Consider the following 22,419-nt stretch of genomic DNA (forward strand, 5'->3'; position numbering starts at 1 on the left):
ACGGCGGGTTGCCCCGGCGCCGGAAGTCACCCATCATCGGCGGATCATGACGGATGATCAGGAGGCACGGATGGACCGGCTCACCCGCAGGACCTTCACTGTCGCGGCGGCGGGCGCGCTGGCCGCCGTCATCCCCGGCTCGGCGGCGCGAGCGGCCGAACCCTCCCGCGCCCCCCAGGGCGCACCGGGTCCCGCGGGTCACGGCGGACCCGGTGGTCACGGCCGCGACCTGCGCGGCATGTGGATCGCCTCGGTCGCCAACACCGACTGGCCCTCGGCCCCCGGACTCCCCGCCGACCAGCAACGTCAGGAACTGCTCGACCTGTTGGACACCGCGGTCGAACGGGGGCTCAACGCGGTGGTGTTCCAGGTCCGGCCGACCGCCGACGCCTTCTGGCCGTCGGCGTACGAACCCTGGTCGCGGTACCTGACGGGCACTCAGGGGCAGGACCCCGGCTGGGACCCGCTGGGCACCGCGGTGCGCGAGGCGCACCGCCGCGGCCTGGAACTGCACGCCTGGTTCAACCCGTACCGCGTCTCGATGGACACCGACGTCACCAAGCTCGCCCCCACCCACCCGGCCCGCCTCCACCCCGAGTGGATCGTGCCCTTCGGCGGCAAGCTCTACTACAACCCCGGACTGCCCGAGGTCCGACGTTTCGTGCAGGACGCGATGCTGGACGCCGTCCGCCGCTACCCCATCGACGCCGTCCACTGGGACGACTACTTCTACCCGTACCCGGTCGCCGGCCAGGTCTTCGACGACGACGCCGCCTACGCGCGGTACGGCGCCGGATTCCCCGACCGCGACGCCTGGCGGCGGGACAACACCGACCGCCTGGTGCGCGAGACCGCCGCCAGGATCAAGCGGATCCGGCCGAGCACCCAGTTCGGCATCAGCCCCTTCGGCGTCTGGCGCAACGCCGCCACCGACCCGCTCGGCTCGGCCACCACCGCGGGCGTCCAGACCTACGACGACCTGCACGCGGACACCCGCAAGTGGGTCAGGGAGCAGTGGATCGACTACATCGTTCCCCAGGTCTACTGGAACATCGGCTTCGCGGCGGCCGACTACGCCGCCCTCGTCCCCTGGTGGTCCGACGTCGTCCGTGGCACCAACGTGCGCCTCTACATCGGCGAGGCCCTATACAAGGTCGGGGTCGCGGGCCAGCCCGACGCCTGGCAGGACCCGGCCGAATTGACCCGCCACCTCGACTTCTGCGCCCGCTACCCGCAGGTCCGCGGCAACATCTACTTCTCCGCCTCGCAGGTCGTCGCCGACCCCTTGGGCGCGATGAGCATGGTCGCCGCCCGCTACCACCACCGCGGACGCCGCTGACGGCGGGCGGTCGGTCCTTCCTGCCCGGCCACGTCCGTGCCGCCTGGTGTCAGCCGCCCCACGGCAGAAGGCCGGCTCAGGCGATGCGGGGCCGCGCCGCAGCGCCGGTCCGGCTCACCAGGGCCGGACCACGGCGCCGGTTTCCGCGTCTCACGGCGAGGGTGCGAGCACATTGCGTATGCGGGTGGCGATGTGCAGGTTGAGGCGCGTCTCGACGTCACCGAGGTCGTGGCCGGTGATCTCGCAGATGCGCTGGAGGCGGTAGCGGACGGTGCTGCGGTGGATGTGGAGTGCCTCGGAGGTCGCGTGGTAGCTGCCGCCGCTCTCCAGATAGCGCGAGAGTGTCGTCACCAGCCCGGTGCGGTGGCGGGAGTCGTAGTCCAGCAGGCGTCCCAGCCATTCGCGGACGAATCGGTCGGCTTCCCGTTCGCCTTCGCCGGTGCCCAGCATGCGGCACAGACCCAGCTCCTCGAAGCCGGTGCTGCCGTACGGGTCCTGGGAACCGCGGCGGACGGCGAGGGCGCGGACGGCCTCGTCGTAGGAGCGCGGCAGATCGGCGACGACCTCGCAGCGGCCGCCGATGCCGACGGCTCCGGCCCCGGTGCCGAGCTCCTCCGAGACGGCCCTGTACAGCGCGCCTTCCGGGGCACCCCGGTCTCCCCGGGGCTCCAGGACGACCGTGGCCGAGCCACGGGAGCCGACGAGTACGTCCAGGCGCAGCCGCCGGGCCGCCCGCGCCGCCGCGTCGCCGAGCGCGGCCCTGCCGACCGTCCCGGCCCACTCCAGTACGGCGACCCTGTACGGCCGGTGCAGGTCGTGGCCGAGGACCGCCGCCCGGGCGAAGTCGTCGTCGGTCGTCTCGCCCGAAATCAGCCGGTCGACCAGGCCGTGGCGCAGCAGGGGCTCCAGCTCGGCCAGTCTGCGCTCGTGCGAGAGCGCGGGGGCCAGCACCAAGGCGGCCTGTTCGAGCGCTGAGCAGTCCGTTTCCGTCGCCCGCCGGTCAGGATCGACCAGCGCGGCCACGCCGAGCACTTCCCCGGCCATTTCGATGGGGACGAGCAGCCGGTCCCCGTCGCGGACGGCGCCGGGACGGTGGCGCGCGTCACGGATCAGGGCCTCCCGGTCCCGGTGTCCCGGGGCCGGGCGCGGCCCACTCCCGGGCCGCCCGCAGGGTTCGCTCCCGCCGTGACCCGCGCAGGCCCGCGGGTTGCCGAAGCGGTCCTCGGTGAGGACCGCGAATCCCGTATGGTCGCGCAGGGCCTCCAGGACTCCCGACTCACCGCTGCCCGAGGCAGCGGCCCGGGAGAGCGCGTGGTCAGCGGCGAGCCGTGCGGCCAGGGCGGAGACGCTCGCGCCGGGGCCGGCAGCCGGCGAGAGGCTCTCTGCCGTCGGCGGCCCTGCGATCCCCGGCCAATGGTGTGAGCGGGCGCCGACCGGCTCTCCCCGGCGCCCGCTGAGGCGTGCCAGGGCGATCCCGGTCTGCTGCGCGAGCAGATCCGTCAGCGCGGTTTCGTCGGTCGAGGGTGCGGTCGCGCCCCCGACGACGAGATAGCCGAGGCAGTCGTCCCCGTATCGCAGCGCGACGGCCCGCGCCCACCGTCCGTCCGCCCGGTACAGATTCCGGCTGCGGCCGTCGAGAGCGTCGATCCGCCGGTCGAGCCGATCGGCGGCCACCATCTCCGCGGCTGCCTCGGCCGGGGCCCGGCCGTTCGGCTCCGCACCGGGCTCCCGCGCCACGGTGCTCCCCGGTCGGGCGTCGGCGGAGGCAGCCTCCGGGCGTGGAGGGCAGCGCCGCGCCGCACCATGGTGCACGGCGTACGCCGCTTCGGCGACGAAGGGACCGGCGGCGGCGATCGCCGCCATGGCACCCCACAGCACCTCTCGCTCGTCGTCGCCGTCGAGCATGACCGTCACCAGCCGTAGCAGCGCGTGACGCGCGGCCCCCGGCTGCGGCACGGGGTGAGGCGGGTCGGCGGTCGGAAACGGAAGAGCGTCCATCGCAGGTCCATTCGCGGCTCGAATCAGCCCCCTCTCAACGTACGCCGCTCGGCACGGGCCCTCACCTGCGAGCCGTCGCCGCCCCCCGTCCTCGGGGACCGGAAAGGCGGCGCGGATTGGTCACCCCGGGGCGAGGAAGTCCACCGCGTACTGCGGAAGGCTCGCAGACTGTGCGGGTCCGGCGCCGTGCGCCCGGCGGCCCGCCGGCCGGTTCCGCCTCGCGACGGAGGAGATTCTTATGGCGAAGGCAGTAGGCATCGACCTCGGTACCACCAACTCGGTCATCGCCGTCTGGGAGGGCGGTGAGCCCACCGTCGTCCCGAACGCGGAGGGGGCCAGGACGACCCCGTCGGTGGTCGCCTTCTCCGATGACGGCCAGCGGCTGGTCGGACAGCTCGCGCGGCGGCAGTCGATCCTGAACCCCAAAGGCACCATCACCTCCGCGAAGCGGTTCATCGGACGTCGCTACGACGAGATCTCCGACGAGGCCAAAGCGGTCTCCTTCGACGTGGTCGAGGGGCCCGGCGGGGTGGCCCGCTTCGAGGTGAGCGGCAAGCAGTACGCGCCGGAGGAGATCAGCGCGCAGGTGCTGCGCAAGCTCGCCGACGACGCCGGGAAGTCGCTCGGCGAGAAGGTGACGGAGGCGGTCATCACCGTACCGGCGTACTTCAACGACGCCCAGCGCCAGGCCACCAAGGACGCCGGGAAGATCGCCGGCCTCGAAGTCCTGCGGATCATCAACGAACCGACAGCCGCGGCGCTGGCCTACGGGCTGGACAAGCAGGGCCACGAGACGGTCATGGTCTTCGACCTCGGCGGCGGCACGTTCGACGTGAGCCTGCTGGACGTCGGCGACGGCGTCGTGGAGGTCCGCGCCACCGCGGGCGACTCCCATCTGGGCGGCGACGACTTCGACCGCCGACTGGTGGACCACTTGGCGGACGGCTTCCAGGCGTCCGAAGGCATCGACCTGCGTAAGGACCCGCAGGCATTGCAGCGCCTGTTCGAGGCGGCCGAGAAGGCGAAGACGGAGCTGAGTTCGGTCACCCAGACCCAGGTGAGCCTGCCCTTCATCACGGCGGACGCCTCCGGGCCGAAGCACCTCACCGAGACCGTCCGCCGCTCCACCTTCGAGCAGATCACCTCGGACCTGGTGGAGCGCTGCCTGGAACCGGTCAGGACGGCGATGAGCGACGCCAAGGTCACCGACAACGACATCGACGAGGTCATCCTCGTCGGCGGCTCGACCCGCATACCGGCCGTGCAGAACCTGGTCCGCCGGCTGACCGGCGGCAGGGACCCGAACATGAGCGTCAACCCCGACGAGGTGGTGGCGCTGGGCGCCGCCGTCCAGGCAGGCGTGCTCAAGGGCGAGGTCAAGGACGTCCTGCTCCTGGACGTCACCCCCCTGTCGCTGGGCGTCGAGACGGCCGGCGGTGTGATGACCAAGATCATCGACCGGAACACCACCATCCCCGCCCGCCGGTCCGAGACCTTCTCCACCGCCGAGGACAACCAGCCGGCCGTGGACATCGTCGTGCTTCAGGGCGAACGCGAACTGGCAGCCGACAACCGCGTGCTGGGCCGCTTCCGGCTGGAGAACCTGCGGCCGGCCCGGCGTGGGGAGACCCAGATCGAGGTCACCTTCGACATCGACGCCAACGGCATCCTCAAGGTCAGCGCCAAGGACCGGGACACCGGCGCCGAGCAGTCGATCACCATCAGCGAGGGCTCCAACCTCGACCCGTCCGAGGTCGAGCGGATGATCAACGAGGCCGAGAACAACCGCACCAGCGACCAGGCCCTGCGCGAGGCCATCGACGCCCGCAACGAGCTCGACGCCGCCGCCTACCAGGTGGAGCGCCGGCTGGACGACCTCGGCGACGCCGCACCGGAGCACGAGCGCGCCCGCGCCCAACTGCTCACCGACGAGGCGCGTACCGCCGTCAAGGAGGAGGCTCCGGCGGAACGGTCCCGGAGCCTGACCTCCGAACTCCAGCAGATCCACGCGGCGCTGGCCGCCCACGCCGCTGAACCGGGCGGAGCCGGGGGCGGCGGAGCCGAGCCCGGCCAGGGGCCCGGGGGCGACTCCCCGAGGGGCGACGACGACGTCATCGACGCCGAATTCGACAAGAGCTGAGGCGGCGCCATGTCGGACCAGGAACAGACGCGTCCCGCCGAGGACCGCTCCCCGCCCGAGTCCGAGCCGACGCCGCCGGAGTCCGAGCGGACGTCGCCCGAGCGGAGTGCCGCACCGCGGACGCCCCCGCGGGCCCCGGAAGCCAGGGAGCGGGAGGCGGAATCCACACGCCGCGGCCCCGGTGCGGAGGAGCTGGAGGACCGGTGGCGGCGAGCCCTCGCCGACCTCGACAATCTCCGCAAGCGCTACGCCCGTGAGCTTCCCCGGGAACGGGAGGCCGAGCGGGCCAAGGTGGCCGCGGCGTTCCTCCCGGTCGTCGACAACCTGGAACTGGCCCTCGCCCACGCGGGCGCCGACGACCGCGGCGCGATCGTCAGCGGAGTCCGGGCGGTACGCGACCAGGCCGTCGAGGTGCTGCGAAGCCTCGGCTACCCCCGCTACGAGGAGACCGGCGTCCCCTTCCACCCCGAGCAGCACGAGGTGGTGTCCGTGGTGGATGAACCCGACACACCTGCGGGCACCGTCGTCCAGGTGCTGCGGCCCGGTTACGGCGACCCCGGTCACCAGCTGCGGCCGGCCGCGGTAGCGGTCAGCCGCAAGCAGGAGTGAGGCCGCCATGGCAGAGGACTACTACGAGGTGCTCGGCGTCCCGCGCGGCGCCGACGCGGCCGAGATCCAGCAGGCGTTCCGTACCCTGGCTCGCCGCTACCACCCGGACGTCAACCGCGATCCGGCCGCCGAGGAGCGCTTCAAGCAGATCAACGAGGCGTACAGCGTGCTCTCCGACCCCGGCACCCGGTCGCGCTACGACCGTTTCGGCCCGGACTTCCGGCAGATCCCGGAGGACTACGACGAGCGCGTCGCGGCCGGCCAGGGCTTCGGCGGCGGAGCCGCGTACCGCGGCAGTCCCTTCGCCGGCACCCGAGGCGACGGCCGGGCAGGCGCCCGGACCTGGACCGAGTCCGACTTCGACGCCTCTGGCGTGGACTTCGAGGATCTCTTCGGAGGCGTGTTCGGCGGCCGGGCGCGCGGCGCCGGGCGGGGCAGCCCGATTCCCGGCGCGGACCAGGAGGCCGAACTCACCCTCAGCGTGGAGGAGGCGTACCGCGGCGGCCGACGGAAGATCACCCTCGGCGGGCCCGGCGGGGAGCGCAGTTACGACGTCACCATCCCGGCGGGCGTCGTCGACGGGCAGCGCATCCGGCTCGCGGGGGAGGGCGGCCGGGGCCGCGGCCCGGGTTCCGCCGGGGACCTCTATCTGGTGGTCCGTATCGCCCGCCATCCCCGCTACCGGCTCGTCGGGCACGACGTCCACGTCGATCTGCCGGTCACCGCCTGGGAGGCCGCGCTGGGGGCGACGGTGCCGGTCTCCGGTCCGGGCGGGACGGTCAAGGCGCATGTGCCGCCCGGTACCTCCACCGGCCGCCGGTTGCGGCTGCGCGGCGAGGGGATGCCACGCCCCAAAGGTTCCCCGGGCCACCTCTACGCCGAAATCCAGGTGATGGTGCCGCCCTCGCCCAGCCCGCGTGAACGTGAGTTGTTCGAGGAACTGGCCGCGGTCTCCTCCTTCGACCCGAGGAAGCAGACATGAGAGCCGAACACCGTTCTCCCGCCGAAGGCGCCGCCGGACAGCCCGGCTCCAGGGCTGCCTATCCGCTGGTGCGCGTCCACCGGACCAGTACCAGCCCCTATCAGCTCTCCATGGCCGCGGTGGCCGGCCGCAGTGGACTGCCGCCCGAACTCGTCAGGCGTTTCGTGGCTCTCGGTCTTGTCGACGCCGAGCGTGACGCCCGGGGCCGGCTGTGGTTCCTGGCGAGCGCGCCGTCGGCCCTCGCCCGAGTGCAGCGGCTGCGGGACGGACTGTGTCTCAACTACGCGGCCATCGGCGTCGTCCTGGACATGCTCGACCGCATCGAACGCCTGGAAACCGCACTGCGGCGCAGCGAACGAGCCGCCAAGGAGCCCACACCATGGACATGAATCGCCTCACCCAGAAATCCCAGGAAGCGCTCCAGGAAGCACAGAGCGCCGCGGTCCGTATGGGCCACACCGAGGTCGACGGGGAGCACCTGCTGCTGGCCCTGCTCGATCAGCGCGACGGCCTGACCACCCGTCTGCTGGCCGACGCCGGTGCCGACCCGGCCGCCCTGCGGGCCGCGGTCGAGGCCGATCTCGTCAAACGCCCCCGCACGACGGGTCCGGGCGCCGCCCCCGGCCAGGTGATGGTGACCCAGCGGCTGGCCCGGCTGCTCGACAGCGCCGAGCAGGAGGCCAAGCGGCTCAAGGACGAGTACGTCTCCACCGAGCACATGGTGCTGGCGCTGGTGGACGAGGGGGCGACCACCGCGGCCGGCCGCCGGCTCGGCGAACAGGGCGTCACCAAGAACTCCTTCCTCACCGCCCTCACCACGGTGCGCGGGAACCAACGGGTCACCTCCGCCACTCCTGAGGACGCCTACGAGGCCCTGGAGAAGTACGGGCGGGACCTCGTCGTGGAGGCCCGCACCGGCCGCCTCGACCCGGTGATCGGCCGGGACGCCGAGATCCGCCGGGTGATCCAGATCCTCAGCCGCAAGAGCAAGAACAACCCCGTCCTGATCGGCGAACCGGGTGTCGGCAAGACCGCCATCGTCGAGGGTCTGGCCCAGCGGATCGTGCGCGGCGACGTGCCGGAAGGGCTGCGGGACAAGACGGTGTTCTCGCTCGACATGGGGTCGCTGGTGGCCGGGGCGAAGTACCGCGGCGAGTTCGAGGAGCGCCTCAAGGCCGTTCTGTCGGAGGTCAAAGGCGCCGAGGGCCGGATCCTGCTGTTCGTGGACGAGCTGCACACCGTCGTCGGGGCCGGCGCCGCCGAGGGCGCGATGGACGCGGGCAACATGCTCAAGCCGATGCTGGCCCGCGGCGAGCTGCACATGATCGGGGCGACCACGCTGGACGAGTACCGCAAGCACATCGAGTCCGACGCCGCCCTGGAGCGCCGCTTCCAGACCGTCCAGGTGGACGAGCCGACCGTCGAGGACGCCATCTCCATCCTGCGCGGCATCCGCGAGCGCCTGGAGATCTTCCACGGCGTCAAGATCCAGGACAACGCCCTGGTCGCCGCGGCCACCCTCAGCCACCGCTACATCAGCGACCGCTTCCTCCCGGACAAGGCCATCGACCTGGTCGACGAGGCATGCGCCCGGCTGCGGACCGAGATCGACTCCATGCCCGCTGAACTCGACGAACTCACCCGGCGGGCGACCCGACTGGAGATCGAGGAGGCCGCGCTGGACCAGGAGACCGACCCGGCCAGCCGCGCCCGCCTGGAGGACCTGCGGCGCGAACTGGCCGACCTGCGCGGTGAGGTGGACGCCAAGCACGCCCAGTGGGAGGCCGAGCGCCAGGCCATCCGCAAGGTCCAGGAACTGCGCCAGGAATTGGAACGCGCCCGGCAGGAGGCCGAGCAGGCCGAACGCGCCTACGACCTCAACCGGGCCGCCCAGCTGCGCTACGGAACCGTCAGCGAACTGGAGCGCCGGCTGACCGCCGAGGAGGAACAGCTCGCCAACAAGCAGGGCGAGAGCCGACTGCTGCGCGAGGTGGTGACCGCCGAGGAGATCGCCGAGATCGTCTCGGCGTGGACCGGTATCCCCGTCACCCGCCTTCAGGAGGGTGAACGGCAGAAGCTGCTCAAGCTGGACGAGATCCTGCGCGAGCGGGTCGTGGGCCAGGACGAGGCCGTCCAGCTCGTCGCCGACGCGGTGATACGGGCCCGCTCCGGGGTACGCGACCCGCGGCGGCCGATCGGCTCGTTCATCTTCCTCGGCCCGACCGGTGTCGGGAAGACCGAGCTGGCCAAGACGCTGGCCGCGGCGCTGTTCGACAGCGAGAGCAACATGATCCGCCTCGACATGAGCGAGTACCAGGAACGCCACACCGTCAGCCGCCTGGTCGGCGCGCCCCCCGGATACGTGGGCTACGAGGAGGGCGGCCAGCTCACCGAGGCGGTCCGCCGCAAGCCGTACTCCGTCGTCCTGTTCGACGAGATCGAGAAGGCGCACGCCGACGTCTTCAACACCTTGCTCCAGGTGCTGGACGACGGCCGGATCACCGACGCGCAGGGACGTACCGTCGACTTCCGCAACACCGTGATCATCATGACCTCCAACCTCGGGTCGCAGTACCTGCTCCAGGACGCCACCCAGGCCGGCGAGATCAAGCCCGAGGCGCGGGCGCTGGTGATGACCGAACTCAACGGTCATTTCCGCCCCGAGTTCCTCAACCGCGTCGACGACATCGTCCTCTTCCACCCGCTCGGCATCGCGCAGATCGAGCGCATCGTCGACCTGCTCCTCGACGAACTGCGCGACCGCCTCTCCGAACAGCGCGTCACGCTCGTCCTCACCGAGCCGGCCCGCCACCTGATCGCGGCCGAGGGCTACGACCCGGTCTACGGAGCCAGGCCGCTGCGCCGCTTCATCTCGCACGAGGTCGAGACCAGGATCGGCCGCGCGTTGCTCAGCGGCGAGGCACGCGAAGGCGTGACCATCGTGGTCGACGCCGCGGGCGGCGAACTGACCGTCTCCCTCCAGGACCAGCCGCAGGAGCCGTGATGAGCACCTCTCAGGAAGGCCGCGACGACCGCCCGGCCCGTGACGGCACCACTGGCGCGCAGGCCCGGGTACGGACCGTCGTCTGCGCCAACTGCGGCCGGACCAACCGCGTACCCGCCGCGGCGGGCGGCCGTCCGCGCTGCGGAAACTGCCGGGCGCCGCTGCCGTGGATCGCCGAAGCGGGCGACGCCGACTTCGGTGAGGTCGCCGAGCAGGCGAGCCTGCCCGTGCTGGTCGACCTGTGGGCCACCTGGTGCGGCCCCTGCCGGATGGTGAGCCCAGCCCTGGAACAGGTCGCCGAGGACCTCGCCGGCCGGATCAAGCTCGTGAAGGTCGACATCGACACGTCACCGGCCCTGGCCAGACGGTTCGAGGTCCAGGCCGTCCCCACCCTGCTGATCCTCGACCACGGCAGGCCCGTCGCCCGCCAGACCGGCGCCGCGCCCGCGAACGCGCTCCGCCAGTGGGTGAACGAGTCGCTGTCGACGTCCCCCGGACCGGCCGATCCCGCGACCAGGAGGCCGTGATGACCACTCTTCCCGACCCGCACCTGTCCATGGTCCGGCCCGTGACGCCCAGGACACCGCAGGGCTGCGAGGACTGCCTGCGCATGGGGACTGCGTGGGTGCACCTGCGCCTGTGCCTGACCTGCGGCCACGTCGGATGCTGCGACTCCTCGCCGATGCGGCACGCCCGTGCCCACGCGGCAGCCGACGGGCACCCGATCGTGCGGTCGTTCCAGCCCGGCGAGGACTGGCGGTGGTGTTTCGTCCACGAGTCGATGGTCTGAGCCGGGCGGGCTCCCACGGCGCCTCCGACACCGCGTCCGCCGCTGTTCCCCTCCTCTGCCGTACGCGTCCACCGCCATTCCTGACGAAGGAAGCGAACCGTCGTGATGCCGCCCCTGACCCCGACCGCCGACGTTCACGACGCCTACCCGCGGCTGACGGACGACCAGATCGCGCTCCTGGACCCCGCCGGACAGGTGCGGCAGGTCAGGGAGGGGGAACACCTCTTCCGGGCGGGCGAACGCACTGAACAGTTCTTCGTCGTCCTCAGCGGCACGGTGGCCGTGGTCGAAGGCCAAGGCGACCAGGAGCAGGTCGTCCAGGTGCACGGTCCGCACAGCTTCCTCGGTGAACTCGGCGTGCTGGAGGGCCAGACCGCCTTCGTCAGCGCGGTGGTGAGAACACCGGGCGAGGTCCTGGCGGTGGGCTCGGCGGCCCTGCGCGATCTGCTCAGCCGCGAACCCGCGCTCGGCGACGTGATCCTCCGCGCCTACCTGTTGCGCCGTACGATGCTGGCCGGCGCGGGCACGGGCTTCCGCATCATCGGCTCCGCCTTCTCCTCCGACACCCGGCGGCTGCTGGAGTTCGCCGCCCGCAACCGCCTCCCGCACCGCTGGTTCGATCTGGAGAAGGACACCGAGGCCGAGGCGCTGCTCACGCGCCTGGGGATCGCTCCGCAGGAGACCCCGATCGTCGTCTGGAACGACCACCGGGTGCTGCGCAATCCCTCCAACGCCGCGCTCGCCCGGGTCATCGGGCTGCGCGCCGGGACCGCCGCGAAGGCCGTCTGCGACCTGGTGGTGGTCGGCGCGGGACCCGGTGGCCTGGCCGCCGCGGTGTACGGCGCCTCCGAGGGACTCTCCACCGTCGTGCTGGACGCCGTGGCGACCGGCGGCCAGGCCGGCACCTCCTCCCGGATCGAGAACTACCTCGGTTTCCCCGCCGGGATCTCCGGCATGGAGCTCGCCGAACGCGCCGTCGTACAGGCCAACCGGTTCGGCGCCCGGATCGACGTCCCCGCCGAGGCCACCGGCCTCGAACAGCGCGACGGGAACAGCGTGGTGCGGCTCGCCGACGGCGGCACGGTCACCGCCGCCAACATCGTGGTGGCCACCGGCGCGCGCTACCGGCGGCTGACCGCCCCCGGTGTCGAGCGGTTCAGAGGACTCGGGGTGCACTACGCCGCCACCGTCTGGGAGGCACGGACCTGTCGTCTCGATCCGGTGGCCGTCGTCGGCGGCGGCAACTCCGCCGGTCAGGCGGCCTTGTTCATGGCACGCGAGTCGCCCGCCGTCCACCTTCTGGTCCGCGGCGACGACCTGGAACACAGCATGTCCCGCTACCTGATCGACCGGATCGAGCGGCACTCGCGGATCCATGTCCGGCCGCATACCGAAGTCCGGGAGGTGACCGGCGAGGACCGGGTCGAATCCCTCGTCGTCGAGGACAACCGCACCCGCGAGCAGCAGACGCTGGCGGTCCGCGCCCTGTTCGTGTTCATCGGCGCGCGCCCCGCCACGTCCTGGCTCGCCGACGCCGTCACCCTGGACCGGCGCGGCTTCATTCCCACCGGGCAGGACGTGGTCCACCTGACAGCGGACCTCTGGAATCCCCTCGCCCGCGCCCCGCTCGCCCTGGAGACGGGTCTGCCGGGCGTCTTCGCCGTCGGTGACGTCCGCAGCGGCTCGGTCAAACGGGTCGCCTCCGCCGTCGGTGAGGGCGCCATGGCCGTCCGCCTGGCGCACGAGCATCTCGGTGAGGTGGGGCCACCCGCCGTCCGCTGACCTCAGCCCTGTCCGCTGACCTCAGCCCATGCCCGCCGCGAGAGGGTGACACGGCAGGCCCGGGCCTCGACCGCCGCAGACCGCTCGGACCTGACTCGCGGTGACTCGCCGCACCTCGCGGCACCTCGTGGCAAGGGGACACGTCAGCGAGGACCCGTACCGCCTTCCTCCACCACCGCCACCTCGCCCGCCGGAACGGCGACGACTCCCGGCACGCGGGCGCCGGACAGGAGGTCGGTCCCCGTGGCGGCCACATGCGCGGTCGCCTCGGTGTGGTTGACGACGAAGAGCCAGGACCGCTCCCCGGAAGGCCCGCTTCTGCGGATGACCTCCACGCCGTCGCCGGACCCCCGGGGCGCGGGCGCGCAACCGGCCTGCGCGGCCCACCGGGGAAGCAGGCGCAGGAGGGACGGGACGTCGGGGCGGGTGGCGAGATAGCGGACGTTTCCGCGGCGCAGGACCGCCGGGCCACCGGCCGCGGGTCCGTCGGCGAAGCGGCACTCCACCTCGGTCCCGGCGTCCGGGACGACCCGCTCGGCCCATACGTTCCCGGTCGAGCCGTCGTCCAGGGCGACGGTGGCTCCGGCCGTGAGCGGCAGGTACTCGTCCACGGTCAGGCCGAGCAGATCGCGGAGCGCTCCGGGGTACGGCCCGGGATGGACACGGTCGTCGGGGTCCACCACGCCGCTGAAGGGACCGACGACCAGGTGGCCGCCGCCTTCGACGTACGCCTCCAGGGCGCGCGCCGTAGAAGCGGACAGCGCGTACAGCGAGGGCACGAGCAGAAGCCGGTGCGCACCGGGGGCGGGGACGATGTCGCAGCCCAGACCGGCAGTCCACAGCGCGCGGTGCCAGGTGCGGAGCGCGTCTCCGCAGGTCAGGTCCGAGCTCGGCCGGTCGGGCAGCTCCAGGGCCCACATCGCCTCGTAGTCCAGGAGCAGCGCGACCGGGGCCTGCGGGCAGGTGCTCTCGGCGACATCGGCCAGACGCGACACGGCGTTGCCGAGGGCGCTGGCCTCCCGCCGGACCCGCGTGTCCTCGCCGCCGTGCGGGAGCATCGCCGAGTGCCACTTCTCCGGGCCGTACGCGGACTGCCGCCACTGGAAGAACAGCGTTCCGTCGGCGCCGCGGGCGAGGTGCGTCAGGGTGTTGCGGGCCATCTCGCCCGGGACTTTGGCGATGTTGCGGGGCTGCCACTGCACCCCGGAGGTGGAGTGCTCCATGAGCAGCCAGGGCCGCCCGCCGGCCAGACCGCGGGTGAGGTCGGCGGCGAACGCGAGCTCGGCGGCGCGGTGCGGATCCTCGGACCCGAGGTAGTGGTCGTTGGAGACGATGTCGACCTCCCGCGCCCAGCGCCAGTAGTCGCTCCAACGCAGCGCGCTCGCCATGAAGTTGGTGGTGACCGGACGGCCGGGGGAGTGGGCGCGCACGATGTCGCGCTCGGCCCGGAAGCAGGCCAGGTGTTCGGCGTCGCTGAACCGGTAGAAGTCCAGCCACAGGGCGGGCGGGAGGCGGCTGGTGCTGGTACGCGGCGGGGTCACCTGGCCCCAGTCGCTGTAGGTCATGCCCCAGACGCCGGTGCCCCAGCGGTCGTTGAGGGCGTCCAGGTCGTCGCCGTACGTGGTGCGCAGCCAGGTGCGGAACGCCGTCGCGGAGGTCTCGCACCAGCAGTGCGCGTTGCCGTTGGCGTACTCGTTGTTGACGTGCCACATCACCACCGCGGGATGGTCGCCGTAGCGCTCGGCGAGGCGGCGGGTGACGATCGCGGCGCGCTCCCGGTAGAGCGGTGACGACGGGCAGTACGCCTGCCGCGAGCCGGGCGCCAGCCGCCGTCCGTCGGCGGTCACGGGCAGCGACTCCGGGTGAGCGTGCGAGAACCACAGGGGCGGAGCGGCCGTCGGCGTGGCCAGGTCGACGGCGATGCCCGACGCGTGCAGCAGCTCGACGGCCTCGTCGAGGCCGGAGAAGTCGAAGGCGTCCCGCCGGGGCTCGATCCAGGACCAGGCGAAGACGCCGAGCGAGACCAGATTGACCCCCGCCTCGCGCATCAGGCGGACGTCGTCCTTCCACGTCGCCGCGTCCCACTGCTCGGGGTTGTAGTCGGCGCCGTATGCGGGGCGCGGAACACGGCCCCAGACGGAATGCTGCCGGTCGGGTCGCGACATGCGCGGGCTCCTGAATCCTGGAATACGAAAAGGGGTGGGGAATGCGAGGACGAGTGAGGACGAGAGAAACGACGAGAACGGGGACGAGAGCGAGGACGCGTGACGGCGCGCGCGGGCTCGGTGGGCGAACGGGGCCGGTGGAGGCACCGGTCCGGCCCCGCTCGGGTCAGGGGCGTACCGGGTGCCCCGTCCCTCACCATTGAGCGGCGAATGCATTCGGCGGCGAGCGGACGAGGCACCTGGAAGGGAATGCGAAAGGCGCCGGGGAAAGCGTCGTGAAAACGCGCGGCGCACGTCGTGCCCGGGCGCCGAACGCGAGTGAAAGCGCGGCCGGCGCTGCCTGGCCATGACGTCAGGCACCGGTGAAGTGCGTCGGCCGGTGCGCCAACTTAGAGCGATCACCCAGGGGTGTCAACGCCCGTCGGCGGTCATCCCCGGCGCGCCCGCCGGCCGTACGGGACGGTGGCCGGGAGAGCCCCGGGTGACGTCCCGGGGAGCCGTTCCGCCGTGTCCCAGGCGCCGTTGAGGTGGCTGGAAAATCTTCCCGTCACCGTCTTGACCCCTCCCGGCAACGTGCGTACGTTTCCGGATCATACGTAGAAGCAGAGGCCATGACAGCTCAGCCACTCGTGCTCATACGTATGTGCACCCCCTTTTGTGCGCTGTATCGCCACTCACGAGGAGCAGGAGTCAGCCATGCCCACCAGAAGAGCCTTTATCGCTCGCGCCGCCGGGGCGGCCCTCGCCATACCGCTGGGGGCGAGCGCTTGCAAGAGCGGTACGGCCGCCACGGGCGGTGCGGGCAAGGGCTCGGGCGCGCTGGTCTTCGGGAAGACCGACGGCGGGACGACCTTCATCCGCAACTACAACGTCTTCGGCCCCGCCATCCAGAAGTCGCCCAACGCCGAGATGATCTATGAGCCGTTGGCGCGGGTCGACTACAGCGACGGCGCGAAGGTCAAGCCCTGGCTGGCCAAGAGCCTGGAGTTCGACCCGACGGGCACCACGCTCACCGTGAAGCTGCGCGAGGACGTGACCTTCTCCGACGGCAAGCCCATGACCGCCGACGACGTGCTCTTCTCGCTGAACCTCCCGCTGAAGGACCCCAGTTTCAACCTCGGCGGCACCACGTACGACCGCGTCGCCAAGGTGGACTCCTCGACCGTCACGGTGCACTGGCCGCACGCCGCCTTCAGCGAGCTGAGCCAACTCGCCTCCATCCAGGTCCCGGTGGTGCCCGCGCACATCTGGCAGGGCAAGAACATCAAGAGCTGGTCCAACCCGGACCCGGTCGGCACCGGCCCCTTCACCCTGGACCGGTTCGCGCCCCAGCAGATCACCCTGCGCGCGCGGACCGACTACTGGGGCGGCCGGTTCGCCGTGAAGCAGATCAAGATCATTCCGACCAACGGAGACGCCCTGCGCGCGCAGTTGGTGCGCGGCGACGTGGACTGGGCGCTGGCGGCCTGGGGCAACGGCGAGCAGGAATACACCGCCAAGGATCCCCGGCACAACCTCTACCAGAAGTACGCGACCGGCGGCGCCTACTCCCTCTTCTACAACACCGCGAAGGCGCCCTTCGACAACGTCCACGTACGGCGGGCGCTGGCGATGACGATTCCCCGCAAGGACATCGTCACCACCCTTGAGCGCCCCGGCACCGAGGCGGGCCCGACGGGGCTGGTGGACCAGATCTACGGGGACGTCATCCTGCCCGAGTACCGGGGCAAGGTGCAGCAGGTCGACGCCGAGGCGGCCAAGAGGGAACTCGCCCTCAGCGGTTACGAGGTCAAGGGCGGCAAGCTCGTCAAGGACGGCAAGTCCTACGCTCCGAAGCTCTCGTTCAACCAGGACTTCGGGTGGGACCCCTACGCGAACATGATGGTCCGCGGTTGGCAGGAGCACCTGGGGATCAAGGTCAAGTCGGTCGGCGCGCCCGGAGCCAACCTCTACGAGCAGCAGCAGACCGGCGAGTTCGACCTCACCATCAGCACCTCGGGCGGAGCGGGCGTCGCCGGTGTCTACAGCGCCCTGAGCAGCCGGGCGTCGCGGCCGCTCGGGCAGACGGCCGCCACCAACTTCGGCCGGTGGAAGGACGCGCCGACCGACGCCGCGATCACCGACCTGCTGTCGTCGGCCGACCCGGCCGTCACCAAGAGCGCGGGCGAGAAGCTGCAACGGATCGTCGCCGAGCAGGTGCCGTACAGCCCGATCTACAACAGCTACTGGTTCGTCCTGATCAACGCCAAGCGCTGGAGCGGCTGGCCCACCCCCGAGCACTTCTCCTACGTGCCCTTCCCCGGCAACGGTCCCGACGCCACCCTCACCCTGCTCAACTTGAAGCAGGCCACCGCGTGACCGCGATCGCCGCCTCCGCCGTACCGGCGGCCGGCCGGTTCCGGATTCCGCGCCGCTGGGGATTCCTGCTGCGCCGACTGGGCTTCTACCTGGCAGCCACCTGGTCGGCGATCACCCTGAACTTCTACCTGCCCCGGATGATGCCCGGCGATCCGTCGGCCGCGATCGTCGAGAAGCTCCAGACCGTCAGCGGTCAGCAGATGTCGCCGAGCGCCATGGAGTCCATCCAGAAGGTGTTCGGCAATCCGAACGCCGGTATCGGCCGCCAATACCTGGACTACCTCAGCCAGTTGGCGCACCTCGATCTGGGCGTCTCGATCAGCAACTACCCCACCCCGGCCACCAGCCTGCTCCGGCAGGGCCTGCCCTGGACGATGCTGCTGGTCGGCGTCACCACCGTGATCGCGTTCGTCCTGGGCACCGGCATCGGCGCGATGGCGGGCTGGAAGGCGGGCAGCCGGTTCGACACGATCGTCAGCCCGCTGACCACCTTCGTCTCGGCGGTCCCCTACTTCTGGATGGCGCTGATCGGCCTGTGGCTCTTCGCCTTCCAACTGGACTGGTTCCCGCTGGCCGGCGGATACGACGCCGACCTGACGATCGGCTTCTCGCCGTCGTTCGTCCTGAGCGTGCTGCACTACGGAGTGCTCCCGGCGGCGACCATCGTCTTCTCGGCCTTCGGCGGCTGGCTGCTGGGCATGCGCAACATGACCGTCACCACGGTCCGTGAGGACTACGTCCTGCTCGCCCAGGCCAAGGGCCTGTCCGGCCGCCGGGTCATGCTCCGCTACGCCGCCCGCAACGCGGTCCTGCCGAACTTCACCGGCTTCACCCTCGCACTCGGCCACGTCGTCGGCGGCGCCCTGCTCACCGAGGTCGTCTTCAACTACCCGGGCATCGGCTATCTGCTCTACACCTCTCTCCAACAGCGCGACTACCCGGTGATGCAGGGCGTGTTCTTCCTCATCACCCTCACCGTGCTGCTGGCCAACCTCCTGGCGGACTCCGTGTACGTGCTGCTCGACCCGCGCATCAGAGAAGGGGGGTGACCGGCCGTGCGTACCCTCTTCCTCCGCGGCTGGAAAGTCCGCATCGGCCTGGGCATCCTCGTCCTCTTCCTCCTGCTCGCCGTGTTCGGCCCCTGGCTGACGCACAGCCTGCTCGGCCTGGACCCGCGCGCCAACGACACCACCGCCATCTCCCGGTCGCCCGGCGGCGGACATCCGCTGGGCACCAACCAGTACGGGCAGGACATGCTCGCCCAGGTCGTGGCCGGTGCCCGCGGCTCGATGTACGTCGGCGTGCTCGGCGCGGTGGTCGGCACGGCGATCGCGATCCTGGTCGGCGTACCGGCCGGGTTCTACGGCGGCAAGATCGACGGCGCCCTGAACTTCCTGACGAATCTCTTCCTCGTCATGCCGACGCTGCCGCTCATCATGATCGTGGCCGGTTACCTCCAGGGCACAGGGCTCACCACGATCGCCCTGATCATCGGCTTCTTCGGCTGGTCGGGCGGCGCGCGCACGCTGCGCGCCCAGGCCATGAGCATCGCCAACCGCGACTTCGTACGCGCCATGCGGATGCTCGGCGAGCGCGGTCGCCGACTGGTCTTCGCCGAAGTGCTGCCGCACCTGACCGGCCTCATCGCGTCGATGTTCCTGCACGCGATGATCGGCGCCGTCATGGCCGAGGCGGGACTGGCCTTCCTCGGCATCTCCGACTCCTCGTCGATCAGTTGGGGGACGATGATCCAGGGAGCGCAGCAGCAGAGCGCGGTCCTGCGCGGCCTGTGGTGGTGGTTCGTGCCGCCCGGCCTGTGCATCGCCCTGATCGGCACCGCGGCGGCGCTGGTCAACTTCGGCATCGACGAACTGGCCAACCCCAAACTGCGCGTCGCCCGACCGGTGTCCGCCCGGCGCACCAGGCAACTGGCGCGGACGGGAGGCGCGGCCTGATGACCGTCCACACAGAGCCGAAGCACCGGCCGCTGATCCCCGCGGGACAGACCGTCCTCGAAGTCCGCGGCCTGACCGTCGAATACGCCACCGGAGCCGATCCGGTGCGCGCCTGCTCCGACATCTCCTTCACCCTGCGCCGAGGGGAGATCCTCGGCGTCGCCGGAGAGTCCGGCTCGGGGAAATCCACGCTGATCACCGCCCTGACCCGGCTCCAGCGCCCGCCGGCCGTCACCACCGCGGGCGAGATCCTCTTCCACGGCAGGGACGGCGCGCCGCCGGTCGACCTCGCCGCGCTCGACGGCAAGCGGATGCGCCGCTACCGGTGGACGGCCCTGTCCATCGTGCTCCAGTCCGCGATGGACGCGCTGAACCCGGTGATGCGCATCGGCGCCCAGTTCGCCGACGTCCTGCGCGCCCACGACCGCGCGCTGAACAAGCGGGCCGCCTGGGCGCGGGCGGCCGAACTGCTCGGCCTGGTCGGCATCTCCGGGGACCGGATCCGCGATTACCCGCACCAGTTGTCCGGCGGAATGCGTCAGCGGGCCGCCATCGCCCTGGCCCTGGCCTGCGGGCCGGAGTTGGTGGTGATGGACGAGCCCACGACCGCCGTCGACGTGGTCATGCAGCGGCAGATCCTCGCCCAAGTGCTGCGCCTGCGCGCGGAATTGGGCTTCGCCGTCGTCTTCGTCACCCACGACCTGTCGCTGCTGCTGGAGCTGGCCGACCGTATCGCCGTGATGTACGCGGGCCGCATCGTCGAGGTGGGCGAGGCCGCGGCCATCTACGGGGCGCCCAAGCACCCCTACACCCAGGGGCTGCGCGACTCCTTCCCGCCGCTGCACGCCCCGCTGCGCGATCTGCACGGCATCCCCGGCACACCCTCCGACCTGCGCCGACTGCCGTCGGGCTGCCCGTTCCACCCGCGCTGCGCGCGGCGGACGGACGGGTGCGACGAGCGGCTGCCGCTGCTGCTGCCGGTGGGCCCCGGGCCGGGACACGAAGCGGCGTGCCTGCTCAACGAGACCGACGGCGACAACGGAGGCGAGACCCGATGAGCAAGCACATGACCGAGGCCGTGTCCGCTCCGGACGAAGAGGCCCGCACGCCCGACGCGGCGCACGAAGCGCCGTCGTATGTACTGGAGGCCCTCGACGTCTCCAAGCACTTCACCGCCCGCGGCGCGCTCGGCCGTACCTCCGTCGTCCGCGCGGTCGAGGACGCCACGGTCCGGCTGAAGCCCGGTCAGATCCTGGCGCTGGTGGGGGAGAGCGGCAGCGGGAAGACCACGCTCGCACGGATGCTGGCCCGCTTCCACGAACCGACGCGGGGCGAGATCCTGCTGCGCGGCGAGCCGGTGAGCCGCAGCAGGCGGGGGCGGCGCGCCTACCACTCCGAGGTCCAGATGATCTTCCAGGACCCCTTCGGCTCCCTGAACCCGATGCACCGGGTCCGCTACAACCTCGACCGGGCGCTGCGGCTGCACCACCCGCACCTGTCCGCGGCCGAACGCGAGCAGCGGATGACGCTGCTGCTGGAGAAGGTCAGCCTCACCCCGGCCGCCGAATTCGCCGCGAAGTTCCCGCACGAGCTGTCCGGGGGCCAGCGCCAGCGCGTCGTCATCGCCCGCGCGCTCGCCGTGGAACCCAAAGTGCTGCTCGGGGACGAGCCGATCTCCATGCTCGACGTGTCCATCCGGCTGGAGATGCTCAATCTGCTCCAGCGGCTGCGCGCCGAGGACGGCCTGGCGCTGCTGTACATCACGCACGACATCGCCAGCGCCCGCTACCTGTGCGACGAGATCGCCGTGATGTACGCAGGGCAGATGGTGGAGTCGGGGCCGAAGGAGGACGTCATCGCGTCCCCCCAGCACCCGTACACCAAGCTGCTCATCGAGTCCTCGCCCGACCCCGAGCGCGGTGTCGGCGACCGCGAGGCGTTCTTCGCGGGCGCCGACGAACTGGGTGAGCCGCCCAGCCTGATCGACCCGCCCGCGGGCTGCCGCTTCCATCCCCGCTGCCCGTTCGCGATGAAGGAGTGCGCCGAGCAGGCCCCACCGGTCACCGACCTGGGCGACGGCCACTGGGCGAAGTGCTGGCTGCACGCCAAGGGCCGGGCCGGGGTGATGGCCGACACGACACACGCCGCGGCGACCACCGCCCGGCGGGAAGCACTCCAGGGGGCGTGATGACAGGACAACGACGCGGCAGGGCGCCCAACCAGGCGGACGTGGCACGGCTCGCCGGAGTGTCCCAGTCGGCGGTGTCCCGGGTGATCAGCGGTGACGCGGCGACCGCGCGGATCTCGGAGGAGACCCGGCGGCGGGTCTTCGACGCCGTGAAGGAGTTGGGCTACGTCGCCAACCCCGCCGCCCGGGCGATGCGCAATCAGCGCAACAACCTGCTGGGCGTGCACACCTTCGAGCGGGTCTTCCCGCACGCGCGCGAGGACTTCTACTTCGAGTTCCTGCTCGGCATCGAGGAACGCGCGGAGGAGACCGGCTTCGACCTGGTGCTGTTCACCTCCACCGGGGCCGGCGGCGACGGCGAGCGCAAGATCTACCGGGGCGGCACGAACCGGCTGAATCTGGCCGACGGCAGCATCCTGCTCGGTGTGGCGACCGACCGCGGCGAGCTGGCCCGGCTCTGGTACGAGGGGTACACCTTCGTGCACATCGGCCGCCGCGAGGTGCCCGGCGCGGAGATCCCGCAGATCATCCCCGACTACCGGTCGGCCAGCGGACAGATCGTCGAGCGCCTCGCGGACCACGGCCACCGGCGGTTCGGCTACGTGCGCGACTGGCTGGAGCTGGAACCGTACGCCGACCGCCGCACCGGCTACGCCGAGGCCATCGCGCGGCTCGGGCTGACGGACACCTCCCCTGGCCACCTCGGCGCGGCCGACCTCGACCAGGCGTGGCTGGACGAGGTGGCGGACGGCGGCGCGACCGCCGTCGTGGTGGAGAGCGTACGGCTCGCGGAATCGCTGCGTGACGGCCTCGCGAGCCGGGGCCGCAAGATCCCCGAGGACGTCTCGGTCGCCGTACTGGAAGGGGCTTCCGCGGACCTCGCCGGTCAGTGGGCCTCGCTGGAGATCCCCCGCAAGGAGATCGGCCGGATCGCCGTGGACCAGCTGCACGCGATGCTCGACGACCCCGGCAAGCGGGCCGAGAGCGTCCTCGTGCCGTGCCCGCTGGTCCCCGGCGCCACCATCGCGGCGGTGAGCTGACAGGAGCGGCCGCACAGCACGCATCTCACGACAGCGGGCGGCGTCCGTCGATCACGGCTGCCCTGAAGA

At 71.6% G+C, this 22,419-nt stretch carries 17 protein-coding genes; 15 read left to right on the top strand and 2 right to left on the bottom strand.

The window, feature by feature from the left end; translation table 11 throughout:
* The first annotated feature begins 70 nt into the window (after positions 1–70).
* Positions 71–1,339, top strand: coding sequence for a family 10 glycosylhydrolase (locus ACFZAM_RS15860; protein ID WP_391046706.1), 1,269 nt, complete (start codon positions 71–73; stop codon positions 1,337–1,339).
* A gap of 150 nt (positions 1,340–1,489) precedes the next feature.
* Here the strand turns inward: ACFZAM_RS15860 and ACFZAM_RS15865 are convergent, their stop codons facing one another.
* Positions 1,490–3,337, bottom strand: coding sequence for a helix-turn-helix domain-containing protein (locus tag ACFZAM_RS15865; protein WP_391046387.1), 1,848 nt, complete (start codon positions 3,335–3,337; stop codon positions 1,490–1,492).
* A 238-nt stretch (positions 3,338–3,575) separates the two neighbouring features.
* Here ACFZAM_RS15865 and dnaK point away from each other — a divergent pair, with 238 nt between their 5' ends.
* The 8 genes from dnaK (at position 3,576) to ACFZAM_RS15905 (ending at position 12,644) form a co-directional block, all read left to right on the top strand.
* Positions 3,576–5,477, top strand: coding sequence for a molecular chaperone DnaK (dnaK, locus tag ACFZAM_RS15870; RefSeq protein ID WP_391046389.1), 1,902 nt, complete (start codon positions 3,576–3,578; stop codon positions 5,475–5,477).
* 9 nt (positions 5,478–5,486) lie between these two features.
* The gene (locus tag ACFZAM_RS15875) at positions 5,487–6,086 is read left to right on the top strand and encodes a nucleotide exchange factor GrpE (RefSeq protein WP_391046391.1); all 600 of its coding nucleotides are present in this window, start codon (positions 5,487–5,489) and stop codon (positions 6,084–6,086) included.
* Between the two features lie 7 nt (positions 6,087–6,093).
* A complete protein-coding gene (locus ACFZAM_RS15880; RefSeq protein ID WP_391046394.1) occupies positions 6,094–7,068 on the top strand; it encodes a DnaJ C-terminal domain-containing protein in 975 nt (324 codons plus the stop codon).
* Complete coding sequence (locus tag ACFZAM_RS15885; RefSeq protein WP_391046396.1) at positions 7,065–7,457, top strand: chaperone modulator CbpM; 393 nt, start codon at positions 7,065–7,067, stop codon at positions 7,455–7,457. Before ACFZAM_RS15880 ends, ACFZAM_RS15885 begins: the two co-directional genes overlap by 4 nt.
* The gene (gene clpB / locus ACFZAM_RS15890; RefSeq protein WP_391046398.1) at positions 7,448–10,072 is read left to right on the top strand and encodes an ATP-dependent chaperone ClpB; all 2,625 of its coding nucleotides are present in this window, start codon (positions 7,448–7,450) and stop codon (positions 10,070–10,072) included. Before ACFZAM_RS15885 ends, clpB begins: the two co-directional genes overlap by 10 nt.
* Positions 10,072–10,599 carry a thioredoxin gene (trxA, locus tag ACFZAM_RS15895; protein WP_391046401.1) on the top strand — a complete coding sequence of 176 codons (528 nt, stop codon included), beginning with the start codon at positions 10,072–10,074 and terminating at the stop codon, positions 10,597–10,599. Before clpB ends, trxA begins: the two co-directional genes overlap by 1 nt.
* Positions 10,599–10,862 carry a UBP-type zinc finger domain-containing protein gene (locus ACFZAM_RS15900; RefSeq protein WP_355332779.1) on the top strand — a complete coding sequence of 88 codons (264 nt, stop codon included), beginning with the start codon at positions 10,599–10,601 and terminating at the stop codon, positions 10,860–10,862. Before trxA ends, ACFZAM_RS15900 begins: the two co-directional genes overlap by 1 nt.
* A gap of 105 nt (positions 10,863–10,967) precedes the next feature.
* Positions 10,968–12,644, top strand: coding sequence for an FAD-dependent oxidoreductase (locus ACFZAM_RS15905; RefSeq protein ID WP_391046405.1), 1,677 nt, complete (start codon positions 10,968–10,970; stop codon positions 12,642–12,644).
* Positions 12,645–12,787: 143 nt separating this feature from the next.
* Here the strand turns inward: ACFZAM_RS15905 and ACFZAM_RS15910 are convergent, their stop codons facing one another.
* Positions 12,788–14,809 carry a beta-galactosidase gene (locus ACFZAM_RS15910; protein ID WP_391046408.1) on the bottom strand — a complete coding sequence of 674 codons (2,022 nt, stop codon included), beginning with the start codon at positions 14,807–14,809 and terminating at the stop codon, positions 12,788–12,790.
* Between the two features lie 696 nt (positions 14,810–15,505).
* Between ACFZAM_RS15910 and ACFZAM_RS15915 the strand changes: the two genes are divergently transcribed.
* From ACFZAM_RS15915 to ACFZAM_RS15940, 6 genes are read left to right on the top strand one after another with little or no spacing between them, the layout of a single operon-like run.
* Complete coding sequence (locus tag ACFZAM_RS15915; RefSeq protein WP_391046411.1) at positions 15,506–17,167, top strand: ABC transporter substrate-binding protein; 1,662 nt, start codon at positions 15,506–15,508, stop codon at positions 17,165–17,167.
* A 5-nt stretch (positions 17,168–17,172) separates the two neighbouring features.
* Positions 17,173–18,216, top strand: a complete 1,044-nt coding sequence (locus ACFZAM_RS15920; protein ID WP_391046709.1) for an ABC transporter permease subunit — start codon at positions 17,173–17,175, stop codon at positions 18,214–18,216.
* 6 nt (positions 18,217–18,222) lie between these two features.
* Positions 18,223–19,122, top strand: a complete 900-nt coding sequence (locus ACFZAM_RS15925; protein ID WP_355332771.1) for an ABC transporter permease — start codon at positions 18,223–18,225, stop codon at positions 19,120–19,122.
* Positions 19,122–20,180, top strand: coding sequence for an oligopeptide/dipeptide ABC transporter ATP-binding protein (locus ACFZAM_RS15930; RefSeq protein ID WP_391046414.1), 1,059 nt, complete (start codon positions 19,122–19,124; stop codon positions 20,178–20,180). The genes ACFZAM_RS15925 and ACFZAM_RS15930 overlap by 1 nt, the downstream gene beginning before the upstream one ends.
* Positions 20,177–21,310 (top strand): oligopeptide/dipeptide ABC transporter ATP-binding protein, encoded by a 1,134-nt coding sequence (locus ACFZAM_RS15935; protein ID WP_391046417.1) that lies wholly within the window; start codon positions 20,177–20,179, stop codon positions 21,308–21,310. The genes ACFZAM_RS15930 and ACFZAM_RS15935 overlap by 4 nt, the downstream gene beginning before the upstream one ends.
* Positions 21,310–22,350 carry a substrate-binding domain-containing protein gene (locus tag ACFZAM_RS15940; RefSeq protein ID WP_391046419.1) on the top strand — a complete coding sequence of 347 codons (1,041 nt, stop codon included), beginning with the start codon at positions 21,310–21,312 and terminating at the stop codon, positions 22,348–22,350. The genes ACFZAM_RS15935 and ACFZAM_RS15940 overlap by 1 nt, the downstream gene beginning before the upstream one ends.
* Positions 22,351–22,419: the final 69 nt, after the last annotated feature.

It is taken from the genome of Streptomyces sp. NPDC008079 (assembly GCF_042957385.1).
In the GTDB taxonomy this organism is placed as follows: domain Bacteria; phylum Actinomycetota; class Actinomycetes; order Streptomycetales; family Streptomycetaceae; genus Actinacidiphila.